Below are 16,629 nucleotides of genomic sequence, written 5' to 3'. Positions count from 1 at the left end.
CTCCAGCTACTCTTGAAAACGGTTATTTCAATAAAAAAGTAGCGAATGAAATTTTAATAACACAATTAGTTTTTGTACTTTTGACGACTCAATAATGAGATAACCGTTTAAAGTTCAATTCAAAGAATGGCTAAGGCATCAGAGGTAAAATCAGGAAATATCTTAAGATTTAACGGAGAATTAGTATCCGTAGAGGAATATATACACCGTACACCAGGTAATTTACGTGCTTTTTATCAAGCTAGAATGCGTAATGTTAAAACTGGTAAGTTAGTTGAATACCGTTTTAGAGTTGATGAGTCTGTCGAGATTGCACGTGTAGAAACGAATGATTATCAGTATCTATATGATGATGGCGATTTCTTCGTTGTAATGGACAATAATACATATGAGCAGTTTAATATTCCGAAATTTTTATTTGGTGATTCTGCACGCTTCTTGAAAGAAGGAATGACTGTAATTATTGCTTTTGAAAGTGATGAGCCTATCATGGCAGAAGCTCCAAAAAGTGTTGAGTTAGAAATTACATATACTGAACCGGCTGTAAAAGGAGATACTTCTACAAATGCATTGAAAAAAGCAACTGTAGAGACTGGTGTTGAAATTATGGTGCCGTTGTTCATTAATCAAGGTGAGAAAGTAAGAGTTGATACGCAAACAGGTAATTATATCGAGCGCGTAAAATAATATAAAGATTTTAGGTTTAGGTTGATTATTCGGTCTTGTTAGCGCTCGCTACAAGGCCGTTTTTTGTAATACTAGACTCGGTTTACCACCTGGTTTTTCTATTCTGAACAAAAAACTCTAATCGCTTTTGAAGCTTAAATAAAAATTGAATTGGAAGGAATGCTATTTTTGATTGATCTTGGCATAGGTGATGGAATTTAATGGGGCTTTTGGTAAGAAAGAGAAATAAATTTTGGAAATAACTATTTTACAAATGAAATCGAAACAAGAATTGAGACTTGAGTATAAAACTAAGCGATGTCAATTGTCTTTAGAGGAAGAAACTGCGCTCAATGAACAACTACTTTCGCGGTTTACAAAGCTTGATCTCTCAGGGGTCGAATTTTTGCATATTTTCATTCCTATAGGAAAATACCACGAACCCAATACATATTTAATAATAAATTATGTTCAAGAGTTTTTTCCACAGATAAAGATCGTTGTTTCGCGATCTAATTTTGATGATTATTCGATGCAACATTTCATATTGGATGAGCATACACTATTTGAGATGAACAGCTGGGGTATTCCAGAGCCAATATCTGGCATTAAGGTCGCTTCATCGGTTATTGATATGATTATAGTACCATTGTTAATTTTTGATCTTTTCGGATACAGGGTAGGTTATGGGAAGGGGTTTTATGACCGTTTTTTCTCGTCCTGTAAAGTTGGTGTACAGCGTGTCGGACTATCTTTTTTTAATCCAATTGATGTTATTGCAGATAAAAATGAATATGATGTCCAATTAACGAAAGCTATTACACCAGATCATATTTATCATTTTTTTGATGACAAGTAATACTATTGGTCAGAAGAATAATCTCACCGGTTTTTGTGAATAGTCACAAGGTTTTTTAAAAAGTGGCTTCTCTGTTTAATTCGCGAACAATAGTAGGATATTATTTAATGCACTATTCTTCTTTTTAATCGAAGAGTGTAAGGCACGAGTACGGTCTCAATCTTAACAGTGTTTGTAGTTGGTTGATTTTTTCTCATGATGATTTAATTAAAATTATTTTTTATTTTTATTGCGAAATTCAATGCCTGTGCCGATATGTTTCGATGTCTTCTATTTTTTCTTTTCCTAACAATCATACCTTGTCGTGTTGTCTATGGGATGGATTTAATGGATTCCAATTCCTCGATAGAAGAGAAGAACTTTTACGAAACAATTATAAAAGAATCAGCGCAGTATCAATCCTCTAGTCTGTCGTTGAGCAAGTATCTTGCGCCATATTTTAGCCAAGCGGTACGAAAAAATGATAAGGCACTTTTGGCAATCTATTATTGTTTATTGGCGGATCAGTCGTTTAATGACGAGGGTGCAAGAAATAACTTTAGTGATAAATACTATTTAAAAGCGCTGGACCTTGAAGAAGGCTATAGCTATCAAAACGTACGCGTTTGGGTAAAGGTAATGTATGGCTTTTACTTATATCGATGTCTGAAAGCCTCTGAGGCATTACCTTTTATCTTGGAAGGAGAGAAAGGGCTCGAAGATATACCGAAAGAACTTGTTTTAGACCTAACACAAACTTACAAGAAGCTTGGCTATTTTTTTGGAACTTTAGGTGATTATACTTCTGGAATTAAATATCTGGAATTAGGGCAACGAGAAGAACAAATTTCACCGAAATTGAAAGCTGAAATCTTAGACAATTTAGGTGTACTGACTCTGAAAAGTGGTGGTGATACCTTGCAGGCAATGAAAATTTTTGAATTGGCTCAAACTTTAGCACTTTCAGAAAACGACTCATTACGCTACGCGAAGATTTTAGGGAATCAGGCTGCTGTGTTTGAAGGTATGAAGGATTACCATAAGGCTTTATTGCTTCTAGATAAAGATCTTGAGATTTCCAGATCTCTTGGGAATGACCGAAATACAATCTTTGCCTTAATGATGCGGATTCGATTAGATATAGCGAATAAGGAAACGAAGGATGTTCGTCATATGATTGCGGAAGCTGAGTCCCTTTTGTTGGGCTCGGATGATAAGAAGACAATACTTGAACTTGAGATTCACAAGTTGAATTTGGCTATGCAAAGTAACGATATAGGTCGTGAGCTGAATGCACGAAGAAGGATAGAACGTCTCCAAGACTCACTACGCTTTTTAGATGGTGATCCAGTATTGTCCCAATTGAAGTTTATGGCCGACAAGCAAAAGTATGCCGATAAATTATCGCTGGCACAAGCTGTTATTAAGAAAAAGCAAGCTGAGAGACGATTATGGCTAATATTAAGTTTATTGGTATTGGTCTTATTCTTTTTTATTTATAATGCTGTTCGATCCCGTGCTAGAAAACGGATACGTGACTATGAATATCAGCTTCTTAATTTAAAGTATACAAAAGCGGAATTAGACAGGGAACTGGTGAGCTCTAAAAGCCAAGTGGAAGAGTACGTCGCTTATCTTAAGCGCAATAATGAACAGATAAATGTACTTTCTGCGATGCTTGAAGAAAAAGGGAATGTTGTTGAAAAAGATCGCGAGGAGCTAAAAATATTGTTGCAGTCACATCTCATCACTGAAGAGAAATGGCAGGAATTTAAATTATTGATTGTAAAAGAATTTCCCAATTTACTCCAGGATATACAATCTAGATTTCCCGATATAACGGAATCCAATCTGAGGGTAATTGTGCTTATGAAACTGGGGCTAAATAATAAGGAAGTAGCCAACGTATTGGGGGTTACTCCAGACGCGATAAAAAAATCTATGCAGCGCTTGAAAAAGAAGCTTGGAGATCAGGCCGGAGTGCTTATGGAATATATTTCCGACAAAGAGTTTGTTTAATGTTGACCTTCAGTTGGCAGATAGACCCTTTGGGAGCCAAAAAGATGACCGTCTCAGTTTTTAAGACGGTCATATAAAGTTAAGCTGAGTATAATGCTTTGCTGTAGCAGCAGAGGCTATTGTTTAATCTAATGGATTTTCCTTCAGATTTTTTTCCCATGCCCAGGCAGAAGCCATCATTTCATCAATACCAAGTGCTGCTTTCCAATGCAACTGATTGGCCGATTTAGTGACGTCCCCATAAACCTTGATGATATCTCCGTCACGACGTGGACCAAATTCGTAATTTAGTTTTTGTCCTGAAGCTTTCTCAAAAGCCTTGATCGCTTCAAGGACAGAATATCCATTTCCTGTTCCCACATTAAAGACATCGTATTTTCCGTTCGGGTTGCCTTTTTCCAATAATCTGATTGCTGCAACGTGAGCTTTTGCTAAATCAACAACGTGGATATAGTCGCGGATACAAGATCCATCCGGTGTGTCGTAATCAGAGCCGAATACCGTTAATTTTTCTCTTTTTCCAATGGCTGTTTGTGTGATAAAAGGAAGCAGGTTCTGAGGAACACCGTTTGGTAATTCACCGATCAATGCCGACTCATGTGCACCTACAGGGTTGAAATAACGGAGCGCAATAATATTGTAGTTGTCATATGCAGCAGCAGTTTCCTGTAGGATTTCTTCAGCAATTTGTTTTGTATTTCCATAAGGAGAGGTTGCCTTTTTCACGGGAGCACTCTCGTCTACAGGTAAGTAGTCTGGCTCACCATATACGGTACAGCTTGAAGAAAAGACAAAATTAATAGGCTTATTTTGATATGCCTCTAATAAGTTAATTAACGAGAAGAAATTGTTGTGGTAATATTTCAAAGGCTTCTGTACAGATTCACCTACTGCTTTAGAGGCCGCAAAATGGATAATTCCTGAGATATCGGTATTGTTTTTTACAAATTCATTCACGCGGTCTGTGTCACAAAGGTCAAATTGGTGAAATTCAGGTCTAACGCCGATGATCTTCTCAACCTGATCCAAAATTTTGATGTTTGAATTGGACAGATCATCCACGATGACAGGTACATATCCTGCTTTATGTAGTTCGACTACTGTGTGCGAACCGATATAACCTGTTCCTCCTGTGACTAGTATTTTTTTGTTCATTATTGTTGATTATAGTAAGTAAAGTCTTTATGTGATAAGGTATCCAAAGGGATCTTTTTGTAAAATTCTATGGTTTTTTTCAATCCTGTTTTTCGGTCTATTTGAGGTTCCCAAGCTAATTTTGATTTGGCTAAGCCAATATCAGGTTTCCGTTGTTTGGGATCATCAACCGGCAATGGTTCGTAGACGATTTTACTCGAGCTGTCTGTCAATTCGACAATTTCATGGGCCAATTGTAGCAAGCTGATTTCGTCTGGATTACCAATATTTATAGGTGTTGCACATGCCGAATGCAACAAGCGAAAGATGCCTTCGACCTGGTCGTCAATATAACAGAATGATCGTGTTTGTGAACCATCCCCAAAAATCGTGATGTCTTCGCCACGTATCGCTTGTGCGATAAAGGTGGGAATAGCTCGGCCGTCATTGAGACGCATTCTGGAACCAAAGGTGTTAAATATCCTGACAATACGGGTCTCCAGACCATGTGCATTGTGATAGGCCATCGTTATCGCCTCTTGGAAGCGCTTCGCTTCATCGTATACACCGCGAGGTCCCACTGGATTTACATTGCCCCAGTAGTCCTCGGATTGTGGTGAAACCAGTGGGTCGCCATAAACCTCAGAGGTGGAGGCTACCAAAATGCGTGCTTGTTTAGCACGCGCTAGGCCCAAGAGATTATGTGTGCCCAAAGATCCTACCTTCAATGTTTGTATCGGAATTTTAAGGTAATCAACGGGACTGGCTGGCGAAGCGAAATGCAGGATATAATCCAAGTGCCCGGGAACGTGGACAAATTTTGAGACATCGTGATGATAGAAGTCAAAATTTTCCAACTTAAATAGATGTGCTATATTCTGTAGATCTCCGGTAATTAGGTTGTCCATTCCAATTACATCGTAATCTTCCGCAATAAAGCGATCGCAAAGGTGAGAACCGAGGAAGCCAGCTGCTCCTGTTATCAAAATCCGTTTGCGATGTTTATTTTCCACTCAATGGTTCCGTTTAATGAAATGGGTTTAATATCTTTGACTAAGATAAACATTATTTTAAAAACATGCGTTTGCTTTATTCAATTGGAATCTTTCTTTATGGACTCTTACTGCGTATTTTGGCTCCTTTTCATGCCAAAGCCAAGCTCATGGTAGAGGGACGAAAAGACTGGTATTCGAGGATGAAACAAACGGTTGATTCTTCCCAAAAACATATTTGGTTTCACTTTGCTTCATTGGGGGAATTTGAGCAAGGAAGACCTGTCCTGGAAGCGGTGAAAAATAATTATTTGGATCATAAAATAATTGTAACATTTTACTCTCCCTCTGGCTATGAAATCAGAAAAAACACTGCTTTGGCCGATTATGTTTTTTATCTCCCCTACGATACTGCTCAGCACGCACGGCTTTTTCTCGACTTGATTAATCCAAGTTTCGCTGTGTTTACGAAATATGAATATTGGTATTATTTTTTTGAAGGCCTGCATAGACGGGGTATTCCCTTGTTTTTGATCTCAGCAATATTTAGACCCGATCAGATTTTCTTTCAGGCCTATGGTACTTTTTTTCTGAAAATTTTAAGTTATGTGACTTACTTCTTTGTGCAAAATGAAGAAAGTGTACGTCTTTTGAAAGAATTTGGGATACGGAATGCCGGGTTAGCCGGAGATACACGTTTTGATCGTGTGGTAGACATTCCTAAAAGCAGAAAAATGATTCCCGAGATCAGCCAATTTATTGGTGAAAATCCGGCCTTGGTTGCAGGAAGTACCTGGCCCGAGGATGAGCAGGCTCTACAGGAATTGCTGCTGGATAATTCAGACTATAAGCTGATCTTGGCTCCGCATGAAATTAATGAATCACATTTAGCGAGCATTTTTAACCTTTGGCCGAAGGCACTCCGCTTTTCGGACATGGCTACCTACGATGCCGCAATAATAGCCGATTCAAAGGTACTGGTTATCGATAACATTGGTATGCTTTCGTCTTTGTATGGGTATGGCCAACTGGCCTATATTGGTGGTGGTTTTGGCGTGGGGATACATAACACACTCGAAGCCGCAACTTATGGCATACCGGTTCTATTTGGACCAAATTTCAAGAAGTTTCAGGAGGCGAAAGATCTTGTGCAAAATGGATCAGGTTTCGCCATTGCCAGTGCTAAAGAATTAAAGAAAGTCTTTGCTGTTTTGCAAGATCAGACTGTCCGTCAAAAGGCCGGAAAACTGGCCCGTGAATATGTTCTGCAGAAAGCAGGAGCAACACCGATAATTATGAAATACCTCAAAAGCAATCCCGTAAAAATATAAGCGGTAGCTGTACTGCCGCCGCCTATATTCCACAGGTTCCGCGTGATTTATTTATTCTTGTTCTTCTTGATGCTTTACTGGTCCCTAATAATAGGTATATCTTCTTACGCCGGTAATATGACGAGATAAGCGCATTACCTGATGGGAATATCCGTATTCATTGTCGTACCAGACATATAGAATGACATTCCTGCCATCTGCCGAGACTATCGTCGCTGGAGCATCCACGATCGCAGCGGCAGCGGAGCCGATGATATCGGAAGAAACGAGTTCATTGTCTTTAGAAAATTTAATCTGTTCGACAAGGTCACCCTGTAGTGATGCCTCTTTTAAAAGTGCATTGATTTCTTCGACGGTAGTTTTAGATTTAATTTCGAGATTTAAAATTGCCAATGATCCATTTGGCACGGGAACGCGAATGGCATTGGAGGTCAGTTTGCCCTTCAGTGAAGGCAATACTTTTGAAACGGCAGCCCCCGCTCCAGTTTCTGTGATCACCATATTGAGCGCTGCGGCACGGCCCCGTCTGGACTTCTTGTGCATATTGTCGACAAGATTCTGGTCGTTAGTATAGGAATGTATGGTTTCGATATGCCCTTTTTCAATGCCTATTTTATTTTCAAGGACCGCCAAAATAGGGGATATTGCGTTGGTCGTACAGGAAGCGGCGGAAAAGATCGCATGCTTTTGCACGTCAATATCATTTTCGTTGACTGCGTATACGATATTTGGAATACCTTTCCCGGGTGCTGTCAATAAAACTTGGGCGGTACCTTTGGATTTCAGGTGGCGACTCAGTTCTTGCTCATCTCGAAAAGCACCCGTATTGTCGACGACTAAAGCATGCTGTATTCCATAATAGGTATAATCGATGTCCTCTGGCTGTTTGGCAGAGATAAGGTGGACAGTGATGCCATTGATAATAAGTGCCTGATTTGGAATGTCGACCTGTACGTCGCCTTCGAACGCACCATGTATGGAATCTGTTTTTAATAGTGTCGCTCTTTTCAATATGGACTTGCTATCATTGGCGTCTCGCGTTACAATGGCACGAAGGCGAAGCTGCTGTCCAGCACCGGCTTTATGCATAAGCTCTCGGGCGAGTAAACGGCCGATACGACCAAATCCATAAAGCACAACATCGCGTGGTTTTAATTCCGCTTGTTGATTGATATCTTTCAATTCATTTGTAATAAAACTAGGCAGATCGTTGTTGTCAATAGTCTGTTTCTTGCCCTGTAAGGTAAGTTTTCCGATATCGATACGCGCAGGTGATAGCGTGAGTTTTTCCAATACCTGTGCTGTGTGAAGGGTGTCAAAAATATTGAATGGCTCGTCGGTAAGGAGGACGCTTTCCTTGATCAGGTTGAGAATTGAACTCGATTTTACATCAATGAGTTGATTTCGAAAAAATACAAGTTCAATAGCGTGGTTATACCACAGGTTACTGACAATTTGAATTAAGCTTACGGCAGCGTTTTGTTGCTCTCTGTAACTTTTGATCTCTAAATCAAAAGATGGCTTGTGTGACATCATAATTTTATAATAGATTATGTTGCAAACATAGTACAAACCGCCTAGAAAATAGATTTATATTTTTATTTTCGTAATTTTTTAAATGTAAATACTTGTAATATTATTATTTTAATAAAATATTAGTGATTTATTTGTTAATCCTCTATTATGAATAATTCAGACATGATATGATCGGCCATTAATTTACCGGGATCCGTCAAGCGTAATTTGTTTTCTTCCAAAACGAGATTTTTCTCTGCTAGAAATGGTTCTGCATCTTTCAATACACGATTTTTGACAGATTGCCCGAATTTACTTTCCAGCGCAATCAAATCCAGTCCCCACATGGTTCTCAGTGAAGTCATGATACTTTCGTTGATCTGGTCCAGCGTAGAAAGCTCCTCAATTTCCAGGGGAAGTTGGTTTGAATTGATTGAGGTCATATATTTTGCGTTGTTGGAAACATTCCAAGCTCTGGAAGTTCCATTGAACGAATGTGCCGAGGGACCTATACCAAGATAATGTTTACCTTTCCAATAATTTGTGTTGTGACGCGCATAACGGCCATTTTTTGCAAAATTGGAAATTTCATATTGTTCATATCCCGCGGCTTTCAATGTATGGATAAGAAGACTCATCTGATCCGCTGCCTGATCTGAATCTATAGCCGGACTTAAGCCTTTTTTAATAAAGTGATCCAATGCTGTCTTATTTTCTACGGTCATGGAATACGAAGAAATATGGGGAATTTCAAAGTCAATCAGCTGTTGCATATTGTGGCGCCATTTCTCATCAGTCAACAGCGGGTAGCCATAAATAAGATCACAGGTAATATTTTCAAAGCCCGCATCTTGCACCCGCATGATAGAAGCCAGTGCTTCCTGCTGATTATGTGCTCTGTTCATCCATTTAAGATCCTCTTCAAAGAAAGACTGTATGCCTATGCTGAATCGATTGATTGCTGTATTCCGCAGACTGTTTACTTTGGCCGCATTTAGATCGTCGGGGTTTGCTTCCAGCGTAATTTCAGCCTGATTTACGATGTCAAAATGCATTGCTATCGTATCGATGATCCGTGCGATCTCTTCAGCTTCCAATAAGGATGGCGTGCCACCACCAAAATAGATCGATTCGACCTTTTTGTCTTCCAAATAGGCTGCTCTGAGCTCAATTTCCCGTCGTATGGCATTGATCATCTCACTTTTGTATTGTAGTGAAGTGCTAAAATGGAAGTCACAGTAATGACAAGCCTGTTTACAGAAGGGGATATGGACATAAATCATGGGGACAAATATACCAAGACCGGACCAAATCGCCCTTTATTTTTTCTTCTTTCGACTATGCGTACCTGAAATCTTCGCATGGCTTTTCCGCACGCTCATTAAGGATTTAAAAAGAAAGTGCAATAGTATGGAAGAATCATCTAAAAGAAGGTTGACAACAAGCTAGTTATTCTTTATCTTGTTGTCAATATTTGTTGGTAGAAAGCACCAATATAGCACCTAATGTCTGATGAAGGAGGAGTGAATTCAAAAGTTTCCTTCTGAAAAAATCGAAAAGCTATAGGTATCAGGCTCGTGTAAATTATTTCATGGGAGCTTATCAAATAGATTAAAAAACGAATTATTTTCTTCTAATAAAAGTAAAACGTATGAAAACCTCCCGTCGAGACTTTCTAAAAAATGTAGCCGGTGTTTCTGGCTTCTTCATATTTTCAAACCATGGATATGCTTGGGGGGACAGTCTTGAAGACTCCTTTATAGATAAGTTATTACCGGCGCCAAAAGGAGGAGGATTTGCGATGAAAGATTATTGGATTTGGGACCCATCGGTCATAAAAGGAGAAGATGGACGATATCATATGTTTGCTTCGCGTTGGAGCAAACAATATGGCTTTGGTAATTGGGTGACAAACTCCGAAGTCGTCAGGGCTATTTCAGATACCGCTGAAGGGCCATACGAATTTGTTGAAGTTGTACTGCCTGCCCGGGGGAAGCAATATTTTGATGGCTGTACAACACACAATCCTCGAATTGTAAAAAATGGTGACTATTATGTGCTTTATTACTTTGGCAATAATTATGACGAACCAAATCCCTCTTTTACAGAAAACGTATGGGAGTCGGGCTTAGGCCAGAAAGCCTGGATGCATAAACGTATTGGGATGGCCTATTCCAAGTCAATTGCAGGGCCATGGAAAAGAGTTGATCAACCGATTTTGAATCCCCGAAAAGGGGAATGGGATGCCTCCATTACATCAAATCCTTCGCCAGTTGTCTTACCGAACGGAAAGGTTTATTTAGTTTATAAATCTTCCCCAGTAAATTATAATCCACCACTTTTATTGGGAGCCGCGCAAGCGGATTCTTTCCTCGGACCTTATCGCCGTTTATCGGACAAGCCTATTTTTTCATTCCATACGGACCAAAACCATGAAAATGATGTAGAAGATCCATTTGTCTGGTATAACGGTCAGCAGTTTGAACTTATTATGAAGGACCGTTACGGAAAGATCTGCGGTGAAGAGGGGGGCGGGATACATGCTTATTCGAAGGATGGCATAGATTGGCATCTTTCGAAGTCTGTAAAAGCTTATTCTAAAACAATTCAATGGGATGATGGCACGACGAGTCATCAGGCCAATTTTGAACGACCGTTTTTACTATTTGAAAATGGGAAGCCTACTCATTTGTTTGCGGCAACCGGGGATGGTTCAGAGCCCTATCAATTTGAACGTACATGGAATATGGTTATTCCCCTTAAGATTAGCTAATTCAGGGGATATTAGCTAAAAAAGCTTCCAAACCCAGTATATGTGAGGTGGTTTGGAAGCTGTCTTGATGTCCCCATCTGTTCAGATAATGGGAAGTATATGTAGTTACTTACTAAAACTGTTGTTTGCCGATTCTACATCCGCTAATCGCAATGAAGGATCAATTGTTACCGTTTTTGGTGTTTTCGACACATGGATAGTATAGTCGGGTTTGGTCCAGAACCAATCCTCAAGCACGGTTCTTTTAACACCTTTGTAAATGTCAAAATGCTCTTCTGGTTTTTCTCCGCGCATTTCACGCAAAGGGATATAAAATAATTCTTTGCTTCCATCGGTGTATTCTACCAGAACATCCAGTGGCATGGCAAAATTGGACTTATTGGCCAATAGGATTTCTGTATCTGTTACTTTTTCAATGGCGTAATCGATTTGACGTGTTGTATTGATAAACAGATTGAAATACCATTTTAAATTGATACCGGAAACATCTTCAGCAACGCGTTTGAAATCATTTGGTGTCGGATGTTTAAACTTCCAGATGTCATAAAATTTCAAGAAGGTTTTTTCTAAATTTTCCTGACCAATAATATAACCCAACTGCTCTGCAAGCACGGCACCTTTGTTGTACGCTTCGTTGCTGTAGCCATAGTTGGTGTTATAATAATCTGCCAGTAAACTCATTGGTTCTTCTTTACCTGAAAGGGCCAATTTATAATATCCACGGTAGGCTGCAATTTGCGGGTTAGATGCTACGGCACCTCTTTTTTCAAAGATATGCTGCATAGCCAACTCCTCGACATAGGATGTGAAGCCTTCATCAAACCATTCATCTACGGTTTCGTTTATGCCAAACAATTGTTGGTACCAAGAATGTGCCGATTCATGGAATATTACACCGACAAGGCTTTTTAGATTGCGGCCACCTGTGATAAGCGTAGCTGTACCATATTCCATTCCGCCATCTCCACCTTGAATGATGGTATAAGTTGGCCATGGATATTTACCAAACTTCGCACTACAGAAGTCAAAGAATTCGGTAGAAAGGCCTATTGCTGTTTTCCAATTCGAGATCACTTCTTTGTCTGTTGGCAAGAATACGGTATACACTTTTATACCATTTTTACTTGAAGCGGAATCCACGACAAATTTAGGGTCTGCTGCCCATACAAAATCATGGATATTTTGGGCCTTATAGTGCCACGTTGCTTTATTGTCGACGGCTTTTACTTTTGCTTTTGGTTGATAGCCTTTAACATCTGATGGATTTTGAAGAACACCAGAGGCACCAACGACATAATTTTTATTGAGGTGTATGGTAACGTCAAAATTGCCGAAAGGGGCAATGAATTCACGACCTGTATATTCATCCAAATGCCAGCCGAATTCATCGAATTGAGCCATTTTTGGATACCATTGCGCCATAGATAGTGCTACACCTTCGGCCGAATTTCGGCCAGTTCTTCTGATTTGTTCCGGAACTTGTGCGGTCCATTCCATATCAAAACGTGCTGTTTCCCCATCTTGGATCGCAACTGGTAAAGTTACCTCCAAAATAGTTCCATCAATTTTAAATGTTGTGTTGGCACCATTGACCGTTAGGGTTTTAATTTTCTGATAACCAGTTTGATTGGCTTTCAGTTCTCCGATGCGACTTTGATATACCGGTTTTTCTTTTGTACCCAAGTTAGTGACCATTCGCTTGTCGGGGTCACTTATGTTTTTTAATCGATAGTCCATCATCGATCCTGGTTGAAAAGCATTGAAATATAAATGGAAATATACCTTTTTTAGTGACTGCCCTGAATTATTGCTGTACTTCAAGGTCATTTTTCCATCGTACTGATATGCTTTTTCATCCACGTTGACATCCATGTTGTAGTCAACTTTCTGTTGCCAGAATCCTTTTCTTTGGGCCTTCGCTACTGCCCCCCAAATATTTAATACACATGCAAGTGTAAAAAAGGATATTATTTTGATTTTCATGCCCCAAACTTACAAAATTGTCTCAATAAATGGCACTTAAACGAATGTAACGAAGTTAATGTCATTAAATCTTGACGAAAATTGACTGGTCTTTGGAGAATTGGCTTGGTTTTGGTTAGGGGATTTATCTGTTAAGTTAAAAATCAATTTTACTGTTTTTATGGAAAATCTATATTATAAGCCCTCGGGAAAGGCTCCTGCGTTGGCATTTATTGGCTCTCTGGTCTTAGGTGCAATTAGTGCCGTTGTATTGGCAATTGTATACATCGCCTTACAATGGTTTATTCCTATTATTTATTTTAATGTATTTATTACATTGGGATTTGGTGCTGGAATATTCTATGTTCTTAACTTCTGTTTCAAACAATGGAAATTAAGAAATAAGGGCATTGCAATATTGATTACTTTGCTGATTGCAATTTTAGGCTTTTATGCCCAGTGGGCTCTTTTTGTGTCGCTGATGTACAATGCGGAGGGGACAATGGGCGGAGATACCTGGGTAAAATCGTCTTTTAATCTGGAGGGGTTTAAGGCATTTTTCTTACACCCTTCATTTATTTGGGAAGCGATGCAGGGTTTAAATGAAGTCGGCACTTTTACTTTGAAAAAGAGTCCGGTTTCGGGCGGTATGTTGTGGGCCGTGTGGGCGATTGAAATGGGTATTATTCTGATTACCCCAATTATTATGGCATTCAGGGGTATTACTATTTATCCTTTTTCTGAAAAAGACGAAACATGGATGAATAAGCGGACATTGCCGGGAAGGTTAAAATTCGTAGCGGATAAAGATGCTGTGGTAAGCTCCTTGGGTAATCATGATTTTGCCTATGTGTATGACCATCTTTCGGATGAAGAAGAGCATTTCTCTTTTGCCACTGCCGAATTATATGAATCTGAAACGGACGACCATCAGTACCTGACCATCTATAATCATCAATTTACGGAAAAGAAAGGCAAGATGGAAGAGAAGAAGGATGAGATCATCGAATTCTTGCGGATCAATAGAAATAGTCTATAAACGAAACATACTGCCGAGCTGAGTTGCTCTATATTGAATGCAGTGGCAGCTAAAGTTCGATCGTATAGCTTGGTTCTTTAAAAAAAGATCCCAGGATAAATATCCCGGGATCTTTTTTACATTATTGTACCAATGTTCCACCCTTTAATTTCCATTCATTGATGGAAGGACTATAAATTTTGACGTCCTTAATACCATTTTTCGCCAATATGGATGCCGCTATGGTTGCTCGGTCTCCGGACTGACAATGCAGGTACAGCTGTTTACTTCGATCAATTTGGTTAAGATTGTCTGCAATTGTACCAACAAAGATATGAGTCGCATGCGGTAAATGGCCCTCTGAAAACTCACTGGCATTGCGCACATCAAGTATTTGGATATCGGATTTGCCCAATACACTATTCATCTCTTCGAAACCGATGAGTTGCTGATGTTCCAATGGAATCCCCAAATGAGGAATCGTATCAGGTGTAACATATCCAGCGACATGATCCAATCCAATGCGCATAAGCTTGCGGGCAATGTCGTCCAATTGGCTTTCCTCTACAATGAGTATAAAAGGATCCGTGTAATTAAGGATCCAACCAGCCCAGGTATTAAACGTTTTGTTATTTTGAATATTGATGCTATTGGGGAGATACCCTTTGGCAAACTCAAACTTATGGCGTGTATCAATGATAGTTGTTCCTTTGTGGTATAAACCCAGAAAAGTTTCGTTCGTTAACTTGTTGTACTGAGGAACTGCCGTTTGCAAAGGCCGTGCTATTTTGTTGAGTTTTTTCATCATGGCAAAATAGCGTGGCGGTTCGGGCTGTCCTGATAATAGCTCTTCCACGAAGGCTGTTTCGTTGTTTTGGTATTGAAGCGCCCAGTTTCGTATTTTTTCATAACCAACTGTTGAACTCGGAACGGCGCCTAGCGCCTTTCCACAAGCGGATCCGGCCCCGTGTGCGGGCCATACTTGAATATGATCAGGTAGAGCCAAGAAATGTTGCAACGATCGGTACATTTGGTGGGCTCCAATTTCCTTGGTTCCGATCATTCCCGCTGCATTTTCTAACAGATCTGGGCGTCCGATATCTCCAACAAATACAAAATCACCTGTAAATATCATGACAGGCTCCATGGTTGCAGGCGTATCAATCAATATAAAACTGATACTCTCGGGCGTATGTCCAGGGGTATGGATAACTTGGAAAATCAGATTTCCAACTTGAAATTGATCTCCATGTTTTAATCCAATATGTGGAAATTCATATTGCCAATCTTCTCCACCTTCATCGGAAAGAAAAGGTTGGGCGCCTGTCAATGCGGCTAATTCTAGCGTACCTGAAAGGTAGTCGGCATGTATATGCGTTTCCGCAATATGGGTTATGGTCAGATTATTCTTTTGTGCAATCTCAAGATAGCTGTCTACATCTCTTTTAGGGTCAATGACTAGCGCTACACCCTTGGCTTGACAACCAATGATATAACTCGAATGTGCTAAAGATGACTCAAAAATGTGTTGAAAAAACATAACGTGTGATTTTAATGATTTACAAATTGAATGAATTCGAAAGCAAAGATTAGGATGCCGATACTAATTAAAAAGTACCCAAAAATACCTTTCAATTTTGCCGCATCTAATTTGTCTTTCCATTTGGAACCAATTTGGAGGCCTATTAAAGTGATTAACGTAAAGGTAACCAATATAAACCAATTCATATGTTCCAGGAACTGATAATTAGCGATCAAACCGAATGAGGCGTTTAAACCGATGATAAACAACGAAGTTGCAATGGCCTGCTTAAGTGGAATTCCTAAGAGTAATACGAGGGCCGGTACAATGATAAAGCCTCCTCCTGCACCCACCAGGCCGGTCATGATACCGACGAGCAATCCGACGAGGACAATGTTGAAAATCTGGCCAATTCCACCTCTGAATCGATCGTGCTGAACCTGTTTACGTCTTCGTACCATTGCTGTCGCAGAAATCAGAATCACAATCGAGAAAAGGAGCATGATGATATGGTTTCTGGAGATCGCTATCTCGCCAAGGTGGAATGACTCTGGTATGGCTACAAGGAGATAACGCTTGGTCAAATAGACCGAAATTAGCGATGGAAAGAGAAAAATGGCCGTAGTTTTCAGGTCAATTTCTCTTTTTTTCAACGGAGAAATTGATCCGACCAAGGCTAATATTCCTATAGAAAACAACGAATAGTCCAATGCATATTGAGGTTCTATATGAAAAATATAAACAAATATTGGCAATGTTAGAATACTTCCGCCGCTACCCATCAAACCCATTGACAGGCCGACCAGAACAGCTAATATAAAACCAGCTATAAATATTAATTCCATTTTCTCTTTCTAAA

At 39.6% G+C, this 16,629-nt stretch carries 13 protein-coding genes; 6 read left to right on the top strand and 7 right to left on the bottom strand.

Annotated elements, in window-relative coordinates:
• Positions 1 to 126: 126 nt before the first annotated feature.
• The 3 genes from efp (at position 127) to GVK91_RS23035 (ending at position 3,523) form a co-directional block, all read left to right on the top strand.
• Entirely contained in the window at positions 127 to 687 is a 561-nt protein-coding gene (efp, locus tag GVK91_RS23045; RefSeq protein ID WP_153844861.1) for an elongation factor P, read from the top strand.
• Positions 688 to 940: 253 nt separating this feature from the next.
• On the top strand, positions 941 to 1,525 hold the full coding sequence (locus GVK91_RS23040) for a 5-formyltetrahydrofolate cyclo-ligase (RefSeq protein WP_159731450.1): 585 nt from the start codon (positions 941 to 943) through the stop codon (positions 1,523 to 1,525).
• Positions 1,526 to 1,852: 327 nt separating this feature from the next.
• Positions 1,853 to 3,523 (top strand): hypothetical protein, encoded by a 1,671-nt coding sequence (locus tag GVK91_RS23035; protein ID WP_153844863.1) that lies wholly within the window; start codon positions 1,853 to 1,855, stop codon positions 3,521 to 3,523.
• A gap of 123 nt (positions 3,524 to 3,646) precedes the next feature.
• Here GVK91_RS23035 and galE read toward each other — a convergent pair whose 3' ends face one another.
• Positions 3,647 to 4,678, bottom strand: a complete 1,032-nt coding sequence (gene galE / locus GVK91_RS23030; RefSeq protein ID WP_153844864.1) for a UDP-glucose 4-epimerase GalE — start codon at positions 4,676 to 4,678, stop codon at positions 3,647 to 3,649.
• Complete coding sequence (locus tag GVK91_RS23025; protein ID WP_120333049.1) at positions 4,678 to 5,670, bottom strand: UDP-glucuronic acid decarboxylase family protein; 993 nt, start codon at positions 5,668 to 5,670, stop codon at positions 4,678 to 4,680. The genes galE and GVK91_RS23025 overlap by 1 nt, the downstream gene beginning before the upstream one ends.
• A 65-nt stretch (positions 5,671 to 5,735) precedes the next feature.
• On the opposite strand from GVK91_RS23025, the gene GVK91_RS23020 reads away from it, so the two are divergent.
• Positions 5,736 to 6,980 carry a 3-deoxy-D-manno-octulosonic acid transferase gene (locus GVK91_RS23020; RefSeq protein ID WP_159731448.1) on the top strand — a complete coding sequence of 415 codons (1,245 nt, stop codon included), beginning with the start codon at positions 5,736 to 5,738 and terminating at the stop codon, positions 6,978 to 6,980.
• A gap of 84 nt (positions 6,981 to 7,064) precedes the next feature.
• Here the strand turns inward: GVK91_RS23020 and GVK91_RS23015 are convergent, their stop codons facing one another.
• Together GVK91_RS23015 and hemW are read right to left on the bottom strand one after the other, a co-directional pair.
• Positions 7,065 to 8,516 carry a glyceraldehyde-3-phosphate dehydrogenase gene (locus tag GVK91_RS23015; protein ID WP_228280076.1) on the bottom strand — a complete coding sequence of 484 codons (1,452 nt, stop codon included), beginning with the start codon at positions 8,514 to 8,516 and terminating at the stop codon, positions 7,065 to 7,067.
• Positions 8,517 to 8,650: 134 nt separating this feature from the next.
• Entirely contained in the window at positions 8,651 to 9,778 is a 1,128-nt protein-coding gene (gene hemW, locus GVK91_RS23010) for a radical SAM family heme chaperone HemW (RefSeq protein ID WP_153844866.1), read from the bottom strand.
• Positions 9,779 to 10,146: 368 nt separating this feature from the next.
• Here hemW and GVK91_RS23005 point away from each other — a divergent pair, with 368 nt between their 5' ends.
• The gene (locus GVK91_RS23005; protein ID WP_200845684.1) at positions 10,147 to 11,268 is read left to right on the top strand and encodes a glycoside hydrolase family protein; all 1,122 of its coding nucleotides are present in this window, start codon (positions 10,147 to 10,149) and stop codon (positions 11,266 to 11,268) included.
• 105 nt (positions 11,269 to 11,373) lie between these two features.
• Here GVK91_RS23005 and GVK91_RS23000 read toward each other — a convergent pair whose 3' ends face one another.
• A complete protein-coding gene (locus GVK91_RS23000; protein WP_153844867.1) occupies positions 11,374 to 13,251 on the bottom strand; it encodes a M1 family metallopeptidase in 1,878 nt (625 codons plus the stop codon).
• A gap of 160 nt (positions 13,252 to 13,411) precedes the next feature.
• Between GVK91_RS23000 and GVK91_RS22995 the strand changes: the two genes are divergently transcribed.
• Positions 13,412 to 14,269 carry a hypothetical protein gene (locus tag GVK91_RS22995; protein WP_153844868.1) on the top strand — a complete coding sequence of 286 codons (858 nt, stop codon included), beginning with the start codon at positions 13,412 to 13,414 and terminating at the stop codon, positions 14,267 to 14,269.
• A 121-nt stretch (positions 14,270 to 14,390) separates the two neighbouring features.
• Here GVK91_RS22995 and GVK91_RS22990 read toward each other — a convergent pair whose 3' ends face one another.
• Together GVK91_RS22990 and GVK91_RS22985 are read right to left on the bottom strand one after the other, a co-directional pair.
• Positions 14,391 to 15,788 (bottom strand): rhodanese-like domain-containing protein, encoded by a 1,398-nt coding sequence (locus tag GVK91_RS22990; RefSeq protein WP_159731445.1) that lies wholly within the window; start codon positions 15,786 to 15,788, stop codon positions 14,391 to 14,393.
• 11 nt (positions 15,789 to 15,799) lie between these two features.
• Positions 15,800 to 16,615, bottom strand: coding sequence for a sulfite exporter TauE/SafE family protein (locus tag GVK91_RS22985; RefSeq protein ID WP_159731443.1), 816 nt, complete (start codon positions 16,613 to 16,615; stop codon positions 15,800 to 15,802).
• Between the last annotated feature and the right edge of the window lie 14 nt (positions 16,616 to 16,629).

The organism is Sphingobacterium sp. 18053 (genome assembly GCF_902706145.1).
GTDB lineage: Bacteria > Bacteroidota > Bacteroidia > Sphingobacteriales > Sphingobacteriaceae > Sphingobacterium > Sphingobacterium paramultivorum.
The sequence above is the reverse complement of the archived record's forward strand: the minus strand, read 5'-3'. Positions and strand labels throughout refer to the sequence as shown.